General features: G+C 61.4%; 9 protein-coding genes and 1 riboswitch. Of the genes, 5 read left to right on the top strand and 4 right to left on the bottom strand.

Annotated features, from left to right (window positions below; translation table 11 throughout):
* Positions 1–644: 644 nt before the first annotated feature.
* Positions 645–866, top strand: a riboswitch (cobalamin riboswitch).
* 121 nt (positions 867–987) lie between these two features.
* The 4 genes from HBN98_RS22985 to cobM all read left to right on the top strand — a co-directional run bounded on the left by HBN98_RS22985 (position 988) and on the right by cobM (position 3133).
* Positions 988–1185: a CbtB domain-containing protein gene (locus HBN98_RS22985; RefSeq protein ID WP_064587733.1), complete on the top strand. Its 198-nt coding sequence runs from the start codon at positions 988–990 to the stop codon at positions 1183–1185.
* Between the two features lie 11 nt (positions 1186–1196).
* Entirely contained in the window at positions 1197–1895 is a 699-nt protein-coding gene (locus HBN98_RS22980) for a CbtA family protein (protein WP_064587734.1), read from the top strand.
* On the top strand, positions 1892–2305 hold the full coding sequence (locus tag HBN98_RS22975) for a cobalamin biosynthesis protein (protein WP_064587735.1): 414 nt from the start codon (positions 1892–1894) through the stop codon (positions 2303–2305). The genes HBN98_RS22980 and HBN98_RS22975 overlap by 4 nt, the downstream gene beginning before the upstream one ends.
* Before the next feature lie 81 nt (positions 2306–2386).
* Positions 2387–3133, top strand: a complete 747-nt coding sequence (gene cobM / locus HBN98_RS22970) for a precorrin-4 C(11)-methyltransferase (RefSeq protein ID WP_083368950.1) — start codon at positions 2387–2389, stop codon at positions 3131–3133.
* A gap of 200 nt (positions 3134–3333) precedes the next feature.
* On the opposite strand, the gene nfuA is transcribed toward cobM, so the two are convergent.
* From nfuA to HBN98_RS22955, 3 genes are all read right to left on the bottom strand, one after another.
* Positions 3334–3918 (bottom strand): Fe-S biogenesis protein NfuA, encoded by a 585-nt coding sequence (nfuA, locus tag HBN98_RS22965; protein WP_007946504.1) that lies wholly within the window; start codon positions 3916–3918, stop codon positions 3334–3336.
* Positions 3919–3975: 57 nt separating this feature from the next.
* On the bottom strand, positions 3976–5001 hold the full coding sequence (locus tag HBN98_RS22960; protein WP_083368949.1) for an acyltransferase family protein: 1026 nt from the start codon (positions 4999–5001) through the stop codon (positions 3976–3978).
* Between the two features lie 187 nt (positions 5002–5188).
* Positions 5189–7471 carry a fatty acid cis/trans isomerase gene (locus HBN98_RS22955; protein ID WP_083368948.1) on the bottom strand — a complete coding sequence of 761 codons (2283 nt, stop codon included), beginning with the start codon at positions 7469–7471 and terminating at the stop codon, positions 5189–5191.
* Positions 7472–7626: 155 nt separating this feature from the next.
* On the opposite strand from HBN98_RS22955, the gene metH reads away from it, so the two are divergent.
* Entirely contained in the window at positions 7627–11337 is a 3711-nt protein-coding gene (metH, locus tag HBN98_RS22950) for a methionine synthase (RefSeq protein ID WP_083368947.1), read from the top strand.
* A gap of 67 nt (positions 11338–11404) precedes the next feature.
* On the opposite strand, the gene HBN98_RS22945 is transcribed toward metH, so the two are convergent.
* Positions 11405–18442, bottom strand: coding sequence for an NEL-type E3 ubiquitin ligase domain-containing protein (locus HBN98_RS22945; RefSeq protein WP_083368946.1), 7038 nt, complete (start codon positions 18440–18442; stop codon positions 11405–11407).
* Between the last annotated feature and the right edge of the window lie 8 nt (positions 18443–18450).

The following is an 18450-nucleotide window of genomic DNA, read 5'->3' as shown; positions in this document are numbered from 1 at the left end:
TCCGGGGGCATCGCCTCCGGTTTGCTTCGCTGCACCTCCTCTCGATGTATGCGGCTTCGCCGCATGGCGCTGCGCGCCTAACCCCCGGATGAACACCTACGCTCGGCCTGCCGAAGGGGCTGAAGATCAAAAGCCACATCAAAAGCCAAAGCCAAAGCCAAAGCCAAAGCAGATCAAAAGATCGCAGCCTTCGGCAGCTCCTACACGGGAGTGGGTGTATTCAGTTAGAGATTGGTCGGCTGTCAGGCCGGCTCCTACAGTTTGGATTGCGTACAGCCCCATGCGGCGCAGCCGCCCCACTCAACACAATGAGCGTTAGCTCGAGTAAAGCTTTTGATCTCAGGGCCCGTCGGCAGGCTGAGTGGAGGGGTTTATCCGGGGGTGGGAGCGCAGCGACCGTTTGGCGCAGCCAAACACAGCGAGAGGAGGTGCAGCGAAGCAAACCGTAGGCGCTGCCCCCCGGATGAATCCCGGAGCGAAGGAACCCGAGCCTAGGCGAGGGCCGAACGTCAGGGCATAGACCTTTTGGTTACTTTTGGGGCGTTTGCCAAAAGTGACCCGCCGTAAGGGCGGAACCCTAAGTGGCCGTTACCGCAGCAACGGATCCACCCACAAAATTGACTACATTCCCCAACCCATGCTCTCCTACACACCTTGTTACGGGTGCCCTTCACAGGGTGAAACGGGAAACCGGTGAATCATGTGCTTTACTCAAAGCCATGTCAGTCCGGTGCTGCCCCCGCAACGGTAAGCGAGCGAAGCGTCAGATCCACTGTGCCAGTACGGCATGGGAAGGTGATGCTTGCAGGTCGGCCTGGCGCCAACCCCTCGTGAGCCCGGAGACCGGCCCGCAACACACAGTGCGCATTTGCGTCGCTGAACATAACAAACCCGCGGTGGGCGGGCGCTGTTCGAACCTCTGCGTGCCTGACTCGCAGGGGTTTTCATGCGCTCTATTCACCCGCTGACACTCCAGAGGGAAGCGCCATGTCGATCATCAGCAGCACCGGCAACACCACCGACAAAATCTCCAGCACCGCCACGTTGAGCCAACGCCTGACGGCGGCGATCTTCGCCTCGATCCTCGGTGCCAGCCTCGTTTACTTCGCCGGTTTCTCGCACATCGAAGCGGTGCACAACGCCGCCCACGATACTCGCCACAGCGCCGCGTTCCCGTGCCACTGAGACCTGCCGACATGATCAAGCGTATCGCGCAAACCGCAGGTTTCACCGGCCTGCTGGCCGCCCTGCTGCTGACGTTGCTGCAAAGCTTCTGGGTCTCGCCGCTGATTCTGCAGGCCGAAACCTTTGAGAAATCCGAGCCGGTTGCGGTTCATGAACACGCCGCTGGCGTGGCTGCGCACACCCACGACGCCGAAGCCTGGGAGCCGGAAGATGGCTGGCAGCGTGTGCTTTCGACGACCGGTGGCAATCTGGTGGTGGCGGTCGGGTTCGCCCTGATGCTCGCCGGCCTGTACACCCTGCGTGCTCCGACCAAAACTTCGCAGGGGCTGCTCTGGGGCCTGGCCGGTTACGCGACGTTCGTCCTCGCGCCAACTCTGGGCCTGCCGCCGGAACTGCCGGGCACTGCTGCGGCCGATCTGGCTTCGCGGCAAACGTGGTGGATCGGCACTGCCGCCTCGACCGCGGTCGGCCTGGCCTTGATCGTGTTCAGCCGTCACTGGCTGATGAAGCTGCTGGGCGTGGCGATCCTCGCCGTTCCGCACGTGATCGGTGCGCCACAACCGGAAGTGCATTCGATGCTCGCTCCGCAAGCCTTGGAAGCTCAATTCAAAATCGCTTCGCAGTTGACCAACGTGGCGTTCTGGCTGGCCCTGGGCCTGATCAGCGCCTGGTTGTTCCGCCGCAAAAGCGATGGTCAATACCACGCATGACCGCTGACAGCGCAGCGCCGACCTTCGTGGTCGGCCTGGGCTGCCAGCGCGGCTGCCCGGCCAGTACGCTGCGCGCGTTACTCGATCAGGCCTTGCAGGCGCATCGTATCGAGCTGGAAGCAGTCAAGGCGTTGGCCAGCATCGATTTGAAACGCGATGAGCCGGGGTTGCAGGAACTGGCCGCCCAACTGGCCTTGCCGCTGTTGTATTTCAGCAGCGACGAATTGGCCAATTATCAGCAGCGGCTAAGCCATCATTCACAGATCGCCTACGAGCGCACCGGCTGCTACGGTGTGGCGGAAAGTGCTGCGCTGGCCCTCGCTGAACAACTGATCCAGGCACCGGCAAAACTGCTGATTTCCCGGCAGAAATACGCTCAGGCCACGTTGGCATTGGCCGGTGCTGCGTAAAATCCCGATAATCCCCCTCTTTGATCATGAGCAATCTTCATCTGAAGCCTTGCCCTGCCCCGTTTGTCACAGGATATCTGCATGACCGTCTACTTCATCGGCGCCGGCCCCGGCGACCCGGAATTGATCACTGTCAAAGGCCAGCGGCTGATTCGCTGCTGCCCGCTGATCATCTACGCAGGCTCGCTGGTCCCGGCCGCGGTGCTAGAGGGGCATCAGGCCGAAACCGTGGTCAACAGTGCCGAGTTGCACCTGGAGCAGATCATCGATCTGATCAAGACCGCCCATGCCAAGGGCCAGGATGTGGCGCGGGTGCATTCGGGGGATCCGAGCCTGTACGGCGCGATTGGCGAGCAGATTCGCTGTCTGCGCGAGTTGGATATTCCGTTCGAAATCATCCCCGGCGTCACCGCCACTGCGGCCTGCGCCGCGTTGCTTGGCGCTGAGCTGACGCTGCCGGATGTATCGCAAAGCGTGATCCTGACCCGCTATGCCGACAAGACTGCGATGCCGGCCGGCGAAGAACTCGGCAATCTGGCGCAGCATGGCGCGACCATGGCGATTCATCTGGGGGTTAATCATCTGGAGAAGATCATCGAGCAATTGCTGCCGCATTACGGCGCGGACTGCCCGATTGCGGTGATTCACCGAGCGACGTGGCCGGATCAGGACTGGGTGGTGGGGACGCTGGCGGACATTGCCGCGAAGGTCGCGGCCAAGGGGTTTCGGCGTACGGCGTTGATTCTGGTTGGGCGGGTGCTGGGCAGTGAGGTGTTCAGTGAATCGTCGCTTTATCGTGCGGGGCATGCGCACTTGTACAGGCCCTGAAACATATGGGATTGGGTGCAAACCTGTGGCGAGGGGATTTATCCCCGATGAACTGCGCAGCAGTTCCTTTTCTGGGGCTGCTTCGCAACCCATCGGGGATAAATCCCCTCGCTACACAATAAACCGGCACTCATTAATCAAGTGCATAAAAAAACGGCGCTCACGGGCGCCGTTTTTCATGTCCGCAGTGAACACCTTACTCAGTAGTAGGCGTTTTCTTTCTGCGTGTGGTCGGTCACGTCGCGAACACCTTTGAGCTCAGGGATGCGCTCAAGCAAGGTGCGCTCGATGCCTTCCTTCAGGGTCACGTCGGCTTGGCCGCAGCCTTGGCAGCCGCCGCCGAACTTCAGCACGGCAATACCGTCTTCGACCACATCGATCAGGCTGACCTGACCGCCGTGGCTGGCCAGCCCCGGGTTGATCTCGGTTTGCAGGTAGTAGTTGATGCGCTCGTTGACCGGGCTGTCGGCGTTGACCATCGGGACTTTGGCGTTTGGCGCCTTGATGGTCAGTTGGCCGCCCATGCGGTCGGTGGCGTAGTCGACGACAGCATCGTCGAGGAACGCTTCGCTGAACGAGTCGATGTAAGCGGTGAAGCTTTTCAGCCCCAGCGCGGTATCTTCAGGTTTTTCTTCGCCCGGCTTGCAGTAGGCAATGCAGGTTTCGGCGTACTGGGTGCCAGGCTGGGTGATGAAGACGCGGATGCCGATGCCCGGGGTGTTCTGCTTGGAGAGCAGATCGGCCAGGTAATCGTGGGCGGCGTCGGTAATGGTAATAGCGGTCATGGAAACTCCTCGCAGGCTTGGGCGCAGTTTACGCCAATCATCGCGCCGCACAAAGTCCTAGTATTTTTGTCGGAAAAGCTCGGCAACCGATTGACCATCAGGTTCGCGATCGATCCGCGCTTTAAGCCACTGATAGCTGCGTTTTTCCACCCATTCGTAGCTCATCCACGACCCAACGCCGATGGCCAGCGCGCAGAGGATGAACATCAGATACGGGTTGATCCCGTACTGACGCGCGATAAATCCGCCGGCCGATAGCACCAGCACATGCATCAGGTACACCGAATACGAACAGTCGCCCAGCAGCTTGAGCAACCGGCTGCGCTCGACATAGCGCTCCAGCGCCATGCAGGCCATCACCAGCACCGCACTCGGTACGCCCCAATTCAACAGCCTTGGCGCTGGCGTCAGTTGATAGATCGCCAGCAACGCAGCGGCGATGCCCAACAACGGCAACCACAGACCAGCCCCGATCCAGCCCCGACGATACAAAAGGCCGATACCGATCCCCAGCAAGAATTCATAGACGATGTCCGAACGATAGAATTCACTGACCCAGCCAAACGCCTGGCAGGTGGCAAACAGCAACGCCGCGACCACCAGCAGGCGCACCTGCCAGCGGAACACCAGCGCACAGGCGAACAGCACGTAGAACAGCATTTCGTAGTTGAGGGTCCAGCCGACGTTCAGGGTCGGGTAGAGGCCATAACCGCCGGGATTCTGCGCCGGGATGAACAACAGCGACAGCAGCAGGTGCCCGACGTCCAGCGTCTGGTCCGGCAACACTGGCCGGGCGAACCACACCAACAGCGCCATCAGCAGCGTGTACAGCCAATACGCCGGCACGATGCGGCACAGGCGATACAGCAGAAATTGCCCTGGCCGCAGCACCTTGTCTTCGGTGGAGAGAAAAATCACCAGGCCGCTGATGACAAAAAAGATGTCGACCCCGACCGCGCCTTTGTCGATGAACAACTGGCCGATCGGGCCGCGCGCCTTGAAGTCGAAGAAAATCTGCATGAAGTGGTGACAGACCACCGTCCACGCGGCGAGCGCCCGCAGGGCCTGCACTGAAATCAACATTGATGGCTCCCGTCCAAATCTCTCAGAACCACCGCCGATCCCTTGTAGGAGTGAGCCTGCTCGCGATTGCGGCATGTCAGGCGACATCCATTCTGAATGTACTGACGCTTTCGCGAGCAGGCTCGCTCCTACAAGGTTTTTGCGGTGTTACTAAGAGTTGGGACAGCAGCCCTCGATCAAAAGTCGATCAAAGATTCTCGTAGCGGTTCATGTCCAGCACGCCCTCTTCCACCGGATCGGTTTCGTGGATGTATTGGCTCAGATCGTGGAAATAGAACCAGAATTGCGGATGACTGCGACGGATGCCCCAGCGTTCGACGATTTTCTCGAAGCGTTCGGCGTCCTTGGCGTTTTCCATGGCATCGACAAACTCCGGCACTTGCTCGGCGGGAATGTTGAAGATGAAGTTCGGGTAACTGCTGAGTACGCCCGGGTAGATGGTCAAGGTGTCCAGCCCCGGCTGATAGCGCAGCGACTCGCCCAACAGGAACGCCACGTTGCTGTGCGCACGGTTGCGCAGCAGGCTGTAGACCTCACGCTTGCCGCTGCGGGTCTCGATGCGCAGCAGGGTGGCTTCCGGCAATTGGTCGATGACCTTCAGACCCGCGGCCGGGCGCGAGGTCAGGCGGCTTAGCGCTTGTTCGGCGCCTTGCAGCGCCGGGTCGATATTCGGCCGCGAGCAGTAGGCACCGTCACATCGGTTGATCGGATCCGGCCGCGCATTGAGGTCGCCATAGCGTGCCAGCAGCTGCATGGCGAAGTCGTATTTCGGGTCTTTCGGGTCGAGCTTCAACGCCGTCGGTTTGTCGTCATCGATGGCCTCGTAATCGAGCCACATCTTGAACTGGCCGCTGCTCTGGTACCAATCGTCGAGGTAGCCCTCGCGGGAATCGGCGGGCATCAGGCGCAGGAAGTTCTGCTCGGCGCCGTTGCGGATCAGGTCGAAGTACAGGCGGGTTTGCGCCTGATGGGAGACGTTGCCGAACACATCGAAGTTGACGGCCAGCTGATAATAGGTGCGCTCCAGCAGCGGGTAGTCGAACAGCCACAGGGTTTGCGGCACTTCGCCGATCAGGCCTTTGGTGACCGAGGCGCTGTCGAAGTGGCGGAAGATGCTCAGCAGTGCGTTGTCGTTGCCGGCCCACAGCGTCGACCAGCTCGGTGCCGGCAGGTCGGCGTAGCTGTCGCGGCGCAGGGCTTCGTATTCATTACGCTTGTTGCGGTAGTTGTGCCACAGACTGAGGACACTGCCGACGTCGTCGTTCTGCCCCGGCATCGCCAGCAGCGGCGTGGCCTGACCGCGATAGATCGGATCGGTGATGTACAGGTCATGTTCCGGGGCCTGGAACAGCGCCCAGAAGTTGTCGCGGATCACATCGGTCGCGATCTGCCCACGGCACACCGGTCCGCGAATGAACGTGCGCACGAAGTATTCGGCGTTATCGAGCATGAACTGGTAACGCGCCTGGGCCGGGATCGCCTCGAAGGTGGCAAACGGGTTGGCCCGGCTCTGCGGACCGTAGCCCGGCAGCGCATTGACCTGCCAGTTGCCGCTATAGAACAGGCTCTTGACCCGCGCCATCTTCGCCGCACTCAGCGGATAGGTGATGTGGGTCTTGTGCACGATCACCCCTTGCACCGGCCACAAGCGGTAATACACCTGCGTGCCTGGGTCGTCATTCGGGCGCCGGGTGGCGATCAGGTCGATCGGCTGGCCGGTCGGCGTGCGCGAACGCACCCACTGGAAGTAGTGCCCCGGCTCGCCGTCCTTGAAATAGATGTGCGCGAGGTACCAGTGCTCGAACAACCAGCGCCCGACCAGACTCTGCCGCGCGCCCGGGGTGTTGAGCAGGTTTTCCCACTGGACAATCTGCATGGCCTCTTTGGCGCTCGGGGCCAGGCCCTGCTCGTCGATTGGCGCGCCGGACGCCAGCCAGCGTTGCAGCGTCTGATACTGCTGATCGGTCAGGCCGGTCACCGCCAGCGGCATGCCTTCTTTCGGATGGGCGCCGGCGTAGCCTTCAAACTCGGCGGGCATCGCGCACATGTTTTCCCGCTGCAGGCCGAGGACGATCTCTTGCGGCAACTTGGCATTCGGGGTCAGCGGTGTCTTGTGCCCAAGCTCCAGCATGCGCGCCATCAGCGCCGCCTGACTGCCCTGGGCGTCGAGCACCGAATAGAAGCCCTTCTGCTGCCAGGCGCGCTTGCCGAAGGCGTCATAGAACAGGCGAGTGGTCGGCGCAGCCTGAGTGCGTTCACCGTCGTAGACCGGCATCTTGCTGGCGCCCCGCCCAGCACCTTCACCGCTGCCCAGATTGAGCTGGCAGGCCGAGTCGTAACAGGCATGGCAGGCCACACACTTCTCGGTGAAGATTGGCTGGATGTCTCGGGTATAAGAAATCGAGGCTTCTTGGGCACCCGCGCCAAAGCTTAAAAACAGCAAGAAAATGCTGATGACGCGGTACGACATGCCTTTGATCCCGATCCTGAAAAAAACGCAGCGATTCTACAGTATGACGCTCGTACCAACATGAACGATATTCATGCAAAAGCCTGACATGCTCCAAAAGCGCACAGGTTTGTTATGATCCCGGCCCTTCGTAATGGTCTTTTCGAGTAGTCCAAATGTCCGATCGCAGCGTCCGCCTTCAAGCTCTCAAGCAAGCCCTCAAAGAGCGCATCCTGATTCTCGACGGCGGCATGGGCACGATGATCCAGAGCTACAAGCTCGAGGAACAGGATTATCGCGGCAAGCGCTTCGCGGACTGGCCAAGTGACGTCAAGGGCAACAACGACCTGTTGGTGATCACCCGACCGGACGTGATTGGCGGCATCGAGAAAGCCTATCTGGATGCCGGCGCCGACATCCTCGAAACCAATACCTTTAACGCCACGCGCATTTCCATGGCTGACTACGGCATGGAAGCGCTGGCGTACGAATTAAACGTAGAAGGCGCGCGCCTGGCGCGCAAGGTGGCCGACGCCAAGACCGCCGAGAACCCGGCCAAGCCGCGTTTCGTCGCTGGCGTGCTCGGCCCTACCAGCCGCACCTGCTCGCTGTCGCCTGACGTCAACAACCCCGGCTACCGCAACGTCACCTTCGATGAACTGGTGGAGAACTACACCGAGGCCACAAAAGGCCTGATCGAAGGCGGCGCCGACCTGATCCTGATCGAAACCATTTTCGACACGCTCAACGCCAAAGCGGCGATCTTCGCCGTGCAAGGCGTGTTCGAAGAGCTGGGCTTCGAGCTGCCGATCATGATCTCCGGGACCATCACCGACGCTTCCGGCCGCACCCTGTCGGGCCAGACCACCGAAGCGTTCTGGAACTCCGTGGCCCACGCCAAACCGATTTCCGTCGGTCTGAACTGCGCCCTCGGCGCCCGGGAACTGCGGCCGTACCTGGAAGAGCTGTCGGACAAGGCCAGCACCCACGTGTCGGCGCACCCGAACGCCGGCCTGCCGAACGAGTTCGGCGAGTACGACGAGCTGCCGGTAGACACCGCCAAGGTCATCGAAGAATTCGCCCAGAGTGGCTTCCTGAACATCGTCGGCGGCTGCTGCGGCACCACGCCGGGGCACATCGAAGCCATCGCCAAGGCCGTGGCCGGTTATGCACCGCGGCAGATTCCAGACATTCCAAAAGCGTGCCGCCTGTCGGGTCTGGAGCCGTTCACCATCGATCGCAGCTCGCTGTTCGTCAACGTCGGCGAGCGGACCAACATCACCGGTTCGGCCAAATTCGCCCGTCTGATCCGTGAAGACAACTACACCGAAGCCCTGGAAGTCGCCCTGCAGCAGGTTGAAGCCGGCGCGCAGGTGATCGACATCAACATGGACGAAGGGATGCTCGATTCGAAGAAGGCCATGGTCACCTTCCTCAATCTGATCGCCGGTGAGCCGGACATCTCCCGCGTACCGATCATGATCGACTCCTCGAAGTGGGAAGTGATCGAAGCCGGTCTGAAGTGCATTCAAGGCAAGGGCATCGTCAACTCGATCAGCATGAAAGAAGGCGTCGAGCAGTTCATCCATCACGCCAAACTGTGCAAGCGCTATGGCGCCGCCGTGGTGGTGATGGCGTTCGACGAAGCCGGCCAGGCCGACACCGAAGCGCGCAAGAAAGAAATCTGCAAACGCTCCTACGACATTCTGGTCAACGAAGTCGGCTTCCCGCCAGAAGACATCATCTTCGACCCGAACATCTTCGCCGTGGCCACCGGCATCGAAGAACACAACAACTACGCTGTGGACTTCATCAACGCCTGTGCCTACATCCGCGACGAACTGCCGTATGCCCTGAGCTCCGGCGGCGTGTCCAACGTGTCGTTCTCGTTCCGTGGCAACAACCCGGTGCGCGAGGCGATCCACTCGGTGTTCCTGCTTTACGCGATCCGCGCCGGCCTGACCATGGGCATCGTCAACGCCGGTCAACTGGAGATCTACGATCAGATCCCGCAGGAACTGCGCGACGCGGTCGAAGACGTGATCCTCAACCGCACACCGGAAGGCACCGACGCCCTCCTCGCCATCGCCGACAAATACAAGGGCGACGGCAGCGTCAAGGAAGCCGAGACCGAAGAGTGGCGCAGCTGGGACGTCAACAAGCGTCTGGAGCATGCGCTGGTCAAGGGCATCACCACCCACATCGTCGAAGACACCGAAGAATCGCGCCAGTCGTTCAGCCGTCCGATCGAAGTCATCGAAGGCCCGCTGATGGCCGGCATGAACATCGTCGGCGACCTGTTCGGCGCCGGCAAAATGTTCCTGCCGCAGGTGGTGAAATCCGCCCGCGTGATGAAGCAGGCCGTGGCGCACCTGATCCCGTTCATCGAGCTGGAAAAAGGCGACAAGCCGGAAGCCAAGGGCAAGATCCTCATGGCCACCGTGAAAGGTGACGTGCACGACATCGGCAAGAACATTGTCGGCGTGGTGCTGGGCTGTAACGGCTACGACATCGTCGACCTCGGCGTGATGGTCCCGGCGGAAAAAATCCTTCAGGTGGCCAAAGAGCAGAAGTGCGACATCATCGGCCTGTCCGGTCTGATCACCCCGTCGCTGGACGAAATGGTTCACGTTGCCCGCGAAATGCAGCGTCAGGATTTCCACCTGCCGCTGATGATCGGTGGTGCGACCACGTCCAAGGCGCACACCGCGGTGAAGATCGAGCCCAAGTACAGCAACGATGCGGTGGTCTACGTCACGGACGCCTCGCGTGCCGTGGGTGTAGCGACGCAGTTGCTGTCCAAGGAGCTCAAGGCCGGGTTCGTCGAGAAGACCCGTCTGGAATACGTCGATGTGCGTGAGCGCACCGCCAACCGCAGCGCCCGTACCGAGCGCCTGAGCTACGCGGCGGCGATCGCCAAGAAGCCGCAGTTCGACTGGGCCGGTTACACCCCGGTCAAACCGACCTTCACCGGCACCCGGGTGCTGGACAACATCGATCTCAACGTCCTGGCGGAGTACATCGACTGGACGCCGTTCTTCATTTCCTGGGACCTGGCCGGCAAATTCCCGCGCATCCTTGAAGACGAAGTGGTCGGAGAAGCCGCCACCGCGCTGTACAAGGACGCCCGCGAGATGCTCACCAAGCTGATCGACGAGAAACTGATCAGCGCCCGTGCGGTGTTCGGTTTCTGGCCGGCCAATCAGGTGCATGACGACGACATCGAGCTGTACGGCGATGACGGCAAGCCCATGGCGCGCCTGCATCACCTGCGTCAGCAGATCATCAAGACCGACGGCAAACCGAACTTCTCGCTGGCCGACTTCGTCGCGCCGAAAGACAGCGAAGTTACCGACTACGTCGGGGGGTTCATCACCACCGCCGGCATCGGCGCCGAAGAAGTGGCCAAGGCGTATCAGGACGCTGGGGACGATTACAACTCGATCATGGTCAAGGCCCTCGCCGACCGTCTGGCCGAGGCTTGCGCCGAGTGGCTGCACCAGCAGGTGCGTAAAGAACACTGGGGCTATGCCAAGGACGAAGAGCTGGACAACGACGCACTGATCAAAGAGCAGTATTCCGGTATTCGTCCGGCTCCGGGCTACCCGGCCTGCCCGGATCACACCGAAAAAGCCACGCTGTTCACCCTGCTCGATCCTGAAGCCAGCGAAATGCGCGCGGGCCGCAGCGGCGTGTTCCTCACCGAACATTACGCGATGTTCCCGGCGGCAGCGGTCAGCGGCTGGTACTTCGCCCATCCGCAGGCGCAATACTTTGCCGTGGGCAAGGTCGACAAGGATCAGGTGCAGAGCTACACCTCGCGCAAGGGTCAGGACCTGAGCGTGACCGAACGCTGGCTGGCACCGAACCTGGGTTACGACAACTGACCCGACACTGATCGACAATCTGCGGCGCCGAGCAAACCGGCGTCGCAGGTTGAGTGATCGTTATGGATCAGCCTCCTGTCGGCTGTTTTGACGAGCCGGCAACGGCTGCGTTGTCAGTAGCCTCGCCGATACGTTCAATCTCCTCGCGCGTCAGTTCGATCAACCGGGCATTACGCGCTGCCGTCTGGTCGAACAACCGGCTCAGATACTCCGGATCGTCGGCAGGCACGGCTTCATCCTCCCCCTCCTCCAGCAACGGCGCCTCATCCAGCTCCCGGATCGCGTCGGGCTGTTGCTCTTTGAGAAAGTCCAACCAGTAATCACGCTGGATCAGGTCCTCCAGAAACCGATCGGAGCGTTCCGCCTTGAGCACTTCGCCGCGTGCGTCGAGCAGTTGTTGCGGCGTGACACCCGAGGCGAACGACATGTTCTTCGGCTGCCCGGGCAGTTCCAGTCCGTCCTCCCAGCCGCCGGTCAAACCAATGCGGTAACCCAGGCGCACCTCCGCTTCGTCGAATCCGCTGCGTGCAGACGCGGCTTTCGCCAGTTCGTCGACCTTGTCCAGCCGGAACAGTTGCCGCGACAACGCCAGCAACGCTTGGCCCCGGACCGCAGCGCGACTTTCACTCAGATCGAGCAGGGCATTGTGGGTGAACACTTTGCTCTCCAGACCACTGAACGTCAGGATGCGCCCGTCGACACAGGTGCCGTGGGTCGCAGAGCCGGCAAAGAGGATTTCCCTGAGTTCGGTGTTGGCGGCAGCGGCCTCCATGACTACCCAAACCCGGCGGGTCAGGTCAGCATTGGCTACCCGGAATTCGCGGGTGTCCTGCAACCGCTCAAGCAGGTGGAAGAAGGCGCCGCTGTCCGGTTCTGCGACCAGTTGATCCCAGAGTTTGTCGTGGGCGGTCAATTCTTCGGGGGCCAGGTTGGCCAGCCAGGGGGCTTTTTGCCGGGCATGCGTCTGCACGTCGGGGAGCAGCTCATCCGACTCGATGCTGTCGGTGGTTTCGGTGAGTCCGGTGGCCAGCTCGTCGACCATTTCCTCAAGTTCGGAATGGGTGAGCCCCAGCACACGCTCCCGACCGGTTGCTGTCTGATAGGCGCGAAGCCGCTCGAGGGTATCCTCCGTCAGATAGTAATTGTCAGTCAGGTCGGTGCCGTCCAGCAGCAACTCGTGGTCACCGTCAAACACCCCTTCGGGGATCGTAGTGATGTCATTGCGGCTGAGGTTCAGCGTCTGCAAATGCTCGGCATTGAACGCGCCAGCCGGCCACTCGAACAGATTGTTGCTGCTCAGATCAAGCGTCTCCAGTCGTTCGAAATGGCTGAGGTCGAACGACTCGAGGCTGTTGTAGCTCAGGTCCAGCCAGCTCAATTGTTCAAGGCCGGACAGGTTCTGGTACAAGACTTCCGGATCGTAGAAGCGATTGCTGGACAGCTCCAGGCGCTCCATGGCCGCCATGTGCATGATCGCTTGCGGCAATGTCTCCAGGTCGTTGCCATTGAGCGCCAGCGCTCGTGCCTGACGGAACACGGTGAGAAAGCCGTCGGAACCCTCGGCGGTGATTCGGGTGCCGGTCAGGTTCAGCGTGGTGACATGCGCAAAATCGTCTGGCAGCGGCGGCAGATCCCCCAGTTGCAGGCCATTGAGGTCCAGCACGACATTCGCCACCTCAACGGCGCCGGGCAGTTTCGCCCGCCAGCAACTGAGAATGCGCCAGGCTGCCAGACTGCGGTTTTGCGAGGAGATCACCCAGCCGCTACCGTGGGTTTCGCGGGTATACAGCCAGCCATTGAGGCGTCGTACCAAGGTGTCGAAGGTCTGGCTCCAGGCGTTGATCCGCTCGGCTGTTTCAACCTCCGACAGCCCGCTATTGCGCAACTGTTCGATGGCCTGCACGGCGTGTTCGTCGCTGAGCCCCGGCTGCACGCGCTGCAGTTGTCTGATCAGCAACGCCGGCCCTTCGCCGACCGGTGCCGGCGGCAGTGGCAGCAGATGCCGGGCAACGGAGACTCCATCTTCGGCGGGCGGAAAATCGGCCGGGACCGGCTCAGCGGCAAATGCTTGCAAGACACCGTCCGGCAGGCCGATTTCAAATTCGATCCGCTGCTGCGCCGTCTGCAGCGCGGCAACCGCGTCAGGTGTCAGCGGCGCCCCCGTCAGGTTGGTGTGGAGCAGCGCCTTGCTCTCCAGCACGCTCGCTGGCAGGGTGGAAATCCTGCTATCGCGCAGATCCAGCCACGTCAGTTGCTGCAACGCTTCGGCGCCCGCCGGCCAGGTGTGCAGCGCCGTGCCCTGCAGATTCAGGCCCCTCAGGCGCGACATGCCACTGACCTTCAGTTCTCTCAGCGGATTGCTGTGCAGATCCAGATGTTCAAGCGCTGGCAACGTCTCCAGAGACTGTTGCAATCCCCGCGAGCCGGTCAGCAGGTTGCCCGCAAGATTGAGCCGGGAAAGCCGCGGCAGTGTTCCGGGTTCAATCGGACATTCGCCCAAGGCGTTGTCGCTCAAATCGAGGTTTTGTACACCGCTGAAAGCACTGACAAAACGCCGGACCTGCGTGGCGCCTGCCCGTTGCCCCTGCAAGAGCAAGTTGCGCACATGAGAGAACGCCTCGGGCGGCAACGCCGGCAGCTCACTGAGCATCAGTCCCGACAAGTCCAGGGTCGAGGCGCTGATCGTCGAGCCATAACGTTGAAACAATCCCTTGCGCCAATTGGTTCTGAGGGCACGCGCGGCATCGGATCGATGAATCACCTCCAGCATGTTTTCCTGGACAGGCTTCACGCGTTGCGACCATTCGTGCAACTGCCCGTCCAGCGTTGCGTATTGTTCGCTCAAGGCTTCGATGGCAGTGAATCGCTGATCGGCATCGACCCATTGCTGGAAAAACCGGTTCTGCAGGTTCTCCAACGATTCATTCACGCCACTGCACAGGCGCGTCAGTTCACCCCGGCAATAATCCCGGACCATCATCTCCCGATCGACCAGGTGCCCAGGTTGGGTCTTGACGTACTCGTACGCAGGTTTGAAGGACTCGCGCGAGAAACGCGACCAGTCCAGCGACAGGCCCGACCAGATTTTTTCATGCCCTTCGAGCATTCCCGAAGGGACTGAACTGATCCCTGTGTCTCTAAGGTTCAGGCGTTCAAGATCAGGCAGGTCGAGCGCACCGGTCGGCCAGTCCAGCAATGAATAGGCAACGATGTCCAGCCTGCGCAGATGGCGCATCCGACTGACGTCAAACGCGATCGGCTGATAGCTGGCGGTGCACAGGGTCAAGCCTTCAAGCCGGGTCAACTGACTCAGGCGCTGCGGCATGGCGTCGGCAAAAGGTGTCACGCTGTACAGCGTCAGGTCCATCAGTTGCGACATCTGCTGCAAGACTACCGGGAGGTTGCTGAACGATTCGCTGGTGGCATTGATGCGCAACGACTGCAGCTTGGGAAAAGCACCGAGCAACGCATCTGCATTGGCATCGGTAATACAGAGCCCTCTCACGCTGAGGTCCCGCACATGGGAAAAGTCCGCCGGCAATGCGGGCAACGGGTCGTCACAGACAATGTCCAGACGCCGGGCTGCGGCCTGATATTCGCTCAGCGGTGCCGCGCGCCAGGACTGCTTGAGGTTGCGCACGACACTCGATTTGCCACCGATCAGCGATGCCAGCGCCGGCTCGGGTGCTGCGTCCCCTTCCCACTCGGCGAGCGTGGACTCAAGCGCCTGCCATTCACGCTGGCGGCGCTGCAAAAGCTCGTAGATCTGCGCATCGCTCTTGCCCGACGCCATCTGCGTGAGAATGAAGCCACCGGCCTGTTGATCGGTCAGCGCCGGATAGACATCCTGGACCCGGGTGACCAACAACGGATTGACGCCCTGACCTCGGCCGCTGGCGTAATAACCCAACGTACCACCGGACAGACGCACCGGCGCTTTGAAGCTCTTGAATGTGCCATAGCGTTTGCCGGCCAGGCGGCTCAGCTCGGTGCGGCTCCGGCTGACCTGATCAAGCACCGCGCGGCGCAGTCCGGCGCTCTGCCCGACACCGGGAAAGCCAAGGGCCTGGCGGGATTCGTCGGGCAAAGCATGCATGATCGAGGCGAAAAAATTGTCGCCCTGATGCGTCGCACTGTTGAGCGCCTCGCCCGCCTCATCGAATGCCTGGATGGCTGGCCCCTGCTTGACCAGATACTTCAGCTGCCCGGCCTGCTCACTGCCGACACTGTCGAGCAAAGGCCCATCGACCCCGCCCTCACGCAGCTCCAGACGCACATCACCCGACCACCCGGGCAGTTTTTCCAGGGCGCGCAGCGCCAGCCAGTGGCTGTCGCGGGCATTGAAGTTCTCCATGTGCAGACCCGCCAGCGCATGATCGAATCGCCGCTGGCGAGCGTATTCGCGTGATCGCTCGAGCAACTTCAACGGCACATGCCGGCTTGAATCGAGACGGGCGAGCTCCTCGGCATTGGCCTCCAGCAGCACCCGGATCGCGGCGTCGTTGCCAAGTCCCGGGGTCATCCTTTGCAGCAGGGCAATTCGCGGATCTTTCGTCGCAGGTTCGGCGTAAAGCCGCTCGAACAGGGCCGGCTGGCGTGTTTTCAGGAAGTCGGCCATCTGCTTGCTGAACTCCTGCGGCCTGGATTTGACGACCCGGGCCGGCTCGGCGCCCAGCAGCCTGAGCGTTTCCGTCTCCTCCAGACACGCGAGAATCCGTGCCGGCATCTGGCCGCCGAGCACCTCGGCACGGGTCAAGCGGATCGGTGCCTTGGCGCTTTCACCGGGCAATTGCGCCTCGGCGCCATAGCGCACGCTTGCACCCGAGAGGTCCGGACCGTCGAAAACCTCCAGCACACGTCCGCTGGGCCAGCGGGGCATCTCGGTCAGCAATGGCAGGGTCAGCAGGTATTGCTCATCCAGGGGCGCCGAGCGCTCGACCTGATCGATGAGGCGCGCGACCCGCTGTTCCGTGTCGAACAGGCGCAGCGTGTCGGCCAACGGCAGGGGCGCCGGGGCGTTGTCCAGATGCATCTGGCGCAAGGCGTCATCCCCCACGCCGCTGACATCGGCGATCTGCAGTAATTGTTCATCGGAAAAGGCTTCGGTCGAATGCCCCATGCGCCGCAACAGGGTCAACCGGTCCCACGTCAGCGGGCGCTCGAGAGAATGGCGCCAGGCGCCCAGACCGTTGTGTTCGAGAATCGGACGGTAGGCAGCCGTGTCACTCGGATGCAAGATGCGCCACTTCTTCAGTTGCTGATCGAAAAGCGTCTGGTAGACCTTGTCCTGCAAGCGGATGTAGGTGCTGCCATTGAGCCGATGAATGCCCTGGGCGTCAGGAGCAGACGTTGCGGCCAGCGCGACATCGCTTTGATATGCGGTCAGATCGGGCTTCCACAACCGGGAGCTGCCATCCGGCCGCGTAACGGGCTCCAGCGCATCGATCATCGGCGGGGCCTTGATCGCAGTCAGTTTCCCCATTCCTTTGCCGACACCGGCCATCACGCCGATCAACGCCAGGTTCTCCGCCACATCGATCAGGTGCGCCTTGGCCGCCTGGCGATCATTCTCGGACCACTCGATCGCCCCTTCGAACGACTCGTAAAGCAGCTGTCCGGCCATGACCGTCATCATGATCTCGCCCAGCACCGGGACGAACATCGACACCAGATTCAAGGCCAACATGCCGAATTCCAGCAGATGCGCGAGTTTTTGCGCCCGCGCCTTGGCATCCGCGTCCGCCGTGGGTACGGCGTGGGCGCGAGTGTCGGCCAGCAGTTTCGTCCGGTGCTGTTCGTAAAGGTAATGCCACAGGTCAGTGTTGGCCGACCAGATTCCGGCCACGCCCTCGCGGGTAATACCAAAGGGGTTCAGATAGGGGTCTTTCACCGGTTGGCGCGTGCCTTGAGTTTCGGGGGGCAGCTCCTTGAGCCCGGCCAGGGTGGAGATCGGCGGAATGATCTGTATGGCTTTGACCCAGATCGAATGCAACGGGTCGGACGGTGCGTCCGGCGCAGGCTCGCTGAACTGGCTGAAATAATAAGGGCGCTCGGCATACGCCACGAACTGGCTGAAAAACCGCTGGTACGCGGTCGTTCCGCCAGGGCCTGGCGAGTCGTCAGTGGCGGTAAAGCGGCGCTTGAACATCTCGCTCATCTGCGCCCCGTTACAACGCTTGAGCGGCTGTTCGGGATCGTTGGGGATGTAGACAATGAACTCGCTGGTGTAGCGATAGCGCTCACTGACACTGAAGACGACACACCCGGTCATCCGGCGTTTCATCAGGCTCAGATCACGGAACCACACCGGTTTGCCGCCCAGGCGCGGATGCACTTCACCGTCGACCACCGACAGGATCATGCTGTAGTCGTCAGGCTCGATGTCCTTTTTCAGCAAGGCCAGTTCTGCAGCGGCGCGCAACGCGGCTTTCTGGCTGGAGATGAATTGCTCGGGCAATCCAGTCGTCGACTGCAGAAACGCCTGCAGCCGTTCCTGATATCGGGCACCGACGTCGAGCGTGCGGCACAGCGAGAGAAACTCGCTGACGGTCATGCTCAGCTCGACCGCCTCAAACGTGCCGGACGTCGAGGTTTCCTGCACGAATCCGGACTGACGATGGTAGGCACCGTCGGTGCACTCCGATGCTTCGAAGTTGTGCAGCGCGGCCTGCAACAGCGACAGCTTCAACACTTCAAAGGACGACAGCTCGACTTCCAGCACGCTGATTGCCAGCGGACGCTTCAGGCATAACAGGGTCTTGTTGACGTCGACCTCAACGTTGAACTGCTCCTTGAGTGCCTTGACCAGCAGCGCCTCGGCGAACGTCTCGACGCTTTCCAGGTCGCTCATGGTTTTATCCAGCACCGACTGGGCGGTAAAACCGGCGGTCACTTGCGCCCGGAGGGTGCGTTGCCGATTAGCGGGCAGTGCCTGGTACCAGTCCGGCAACTGCGTGCCCGCGGCCTTCATGGCGGCACGCCTTGCCGGGGCGGCGTCGACCAGCCAGGCCGGTGTCGTCTGGGCCAGATGCTGGTTGTGCAGACTGTCATTGGCGCTGATCACGTCTTCGAGGCGCAGCGTTTTTGGGGGGAGCTGAGTGGACATCCTGTCTC

The organism is Pseudomonas koreensis, assembly GCF_012986595.1.
Classification (GTDB): domain Bacteria; phylum Pseudomonadota; class Gammaproteobacteria; order Pseudomonadales; family Pseudomonadaceae; genus Aquipseudomonas; species Aquipseudomonas koreensis.
Note: the sequence above shows the minus strand (reverse complement) of the source record. Positions and strands in the feature narration are given on the sequence as shown.

Coding starts and splice junctions, on each gene's coding strand:
- HBN98_RS22985 (WP_064587733.1), top strand. CDS start 988: ATGTCGATCATCAGCAGCACCGGCAACACCACCGACAAAATCTCCAGC.
- HBN98_RS22980 (WP_064587734.1), top strand. CDS start 1,197: ATGATCAAGCGTATCGCGCAAACCGCAGGTTTCACCGGCCTGCTGGCC.
- HBN98_RS22975 (WP_064587735.1), top strand. CDS start 1,892: ATGACCGCTGACAGCGCAGCGCCGACCTTCGTGGTCGGCCTGGGCTGC.
- cobM (WP_083368950.1), top strand. CDS start 2,387: ATGACCGTCTACTTCATCGGCGCCGGCCCCGGCGACCCGGAATTGATC.
- nfuA (WP_007946504.1), bottom strand. CDS start 3,918: ATGACCGCTATTACCATTACCGACGCCGCCCACGATTACCTGGCCGAT.
- HBN98_RS22960 (WP_083368949.1), bottom strand. CDS start 5,001: ATGTTGATTTCAGTGCAGGCCCTGCGGGCGCTCGCCGCGTGGACGGTG.
- HBN98_RS22955 (WP_083368948.1), bottom strand. CDS start 7,471: ATGTCGTACCGCGTCATCAGCATTTTCTTGCTGTTTTTAAGCTTTGGC.
- metH (WP_083368947.1), top strand. CDS start 7,627: ATGTCCGATCGCAGCGTCCGCCTTCAAGCTCTCAAGCAAGCCCTCAAA.
- HBN98_RS22945 (WP_083368946.1), bottom strand. CDS start 18,442: ATGTCCACTCAGCTCCCCCCAAAAACGCTGCGCCTCGAAGACGTGATC.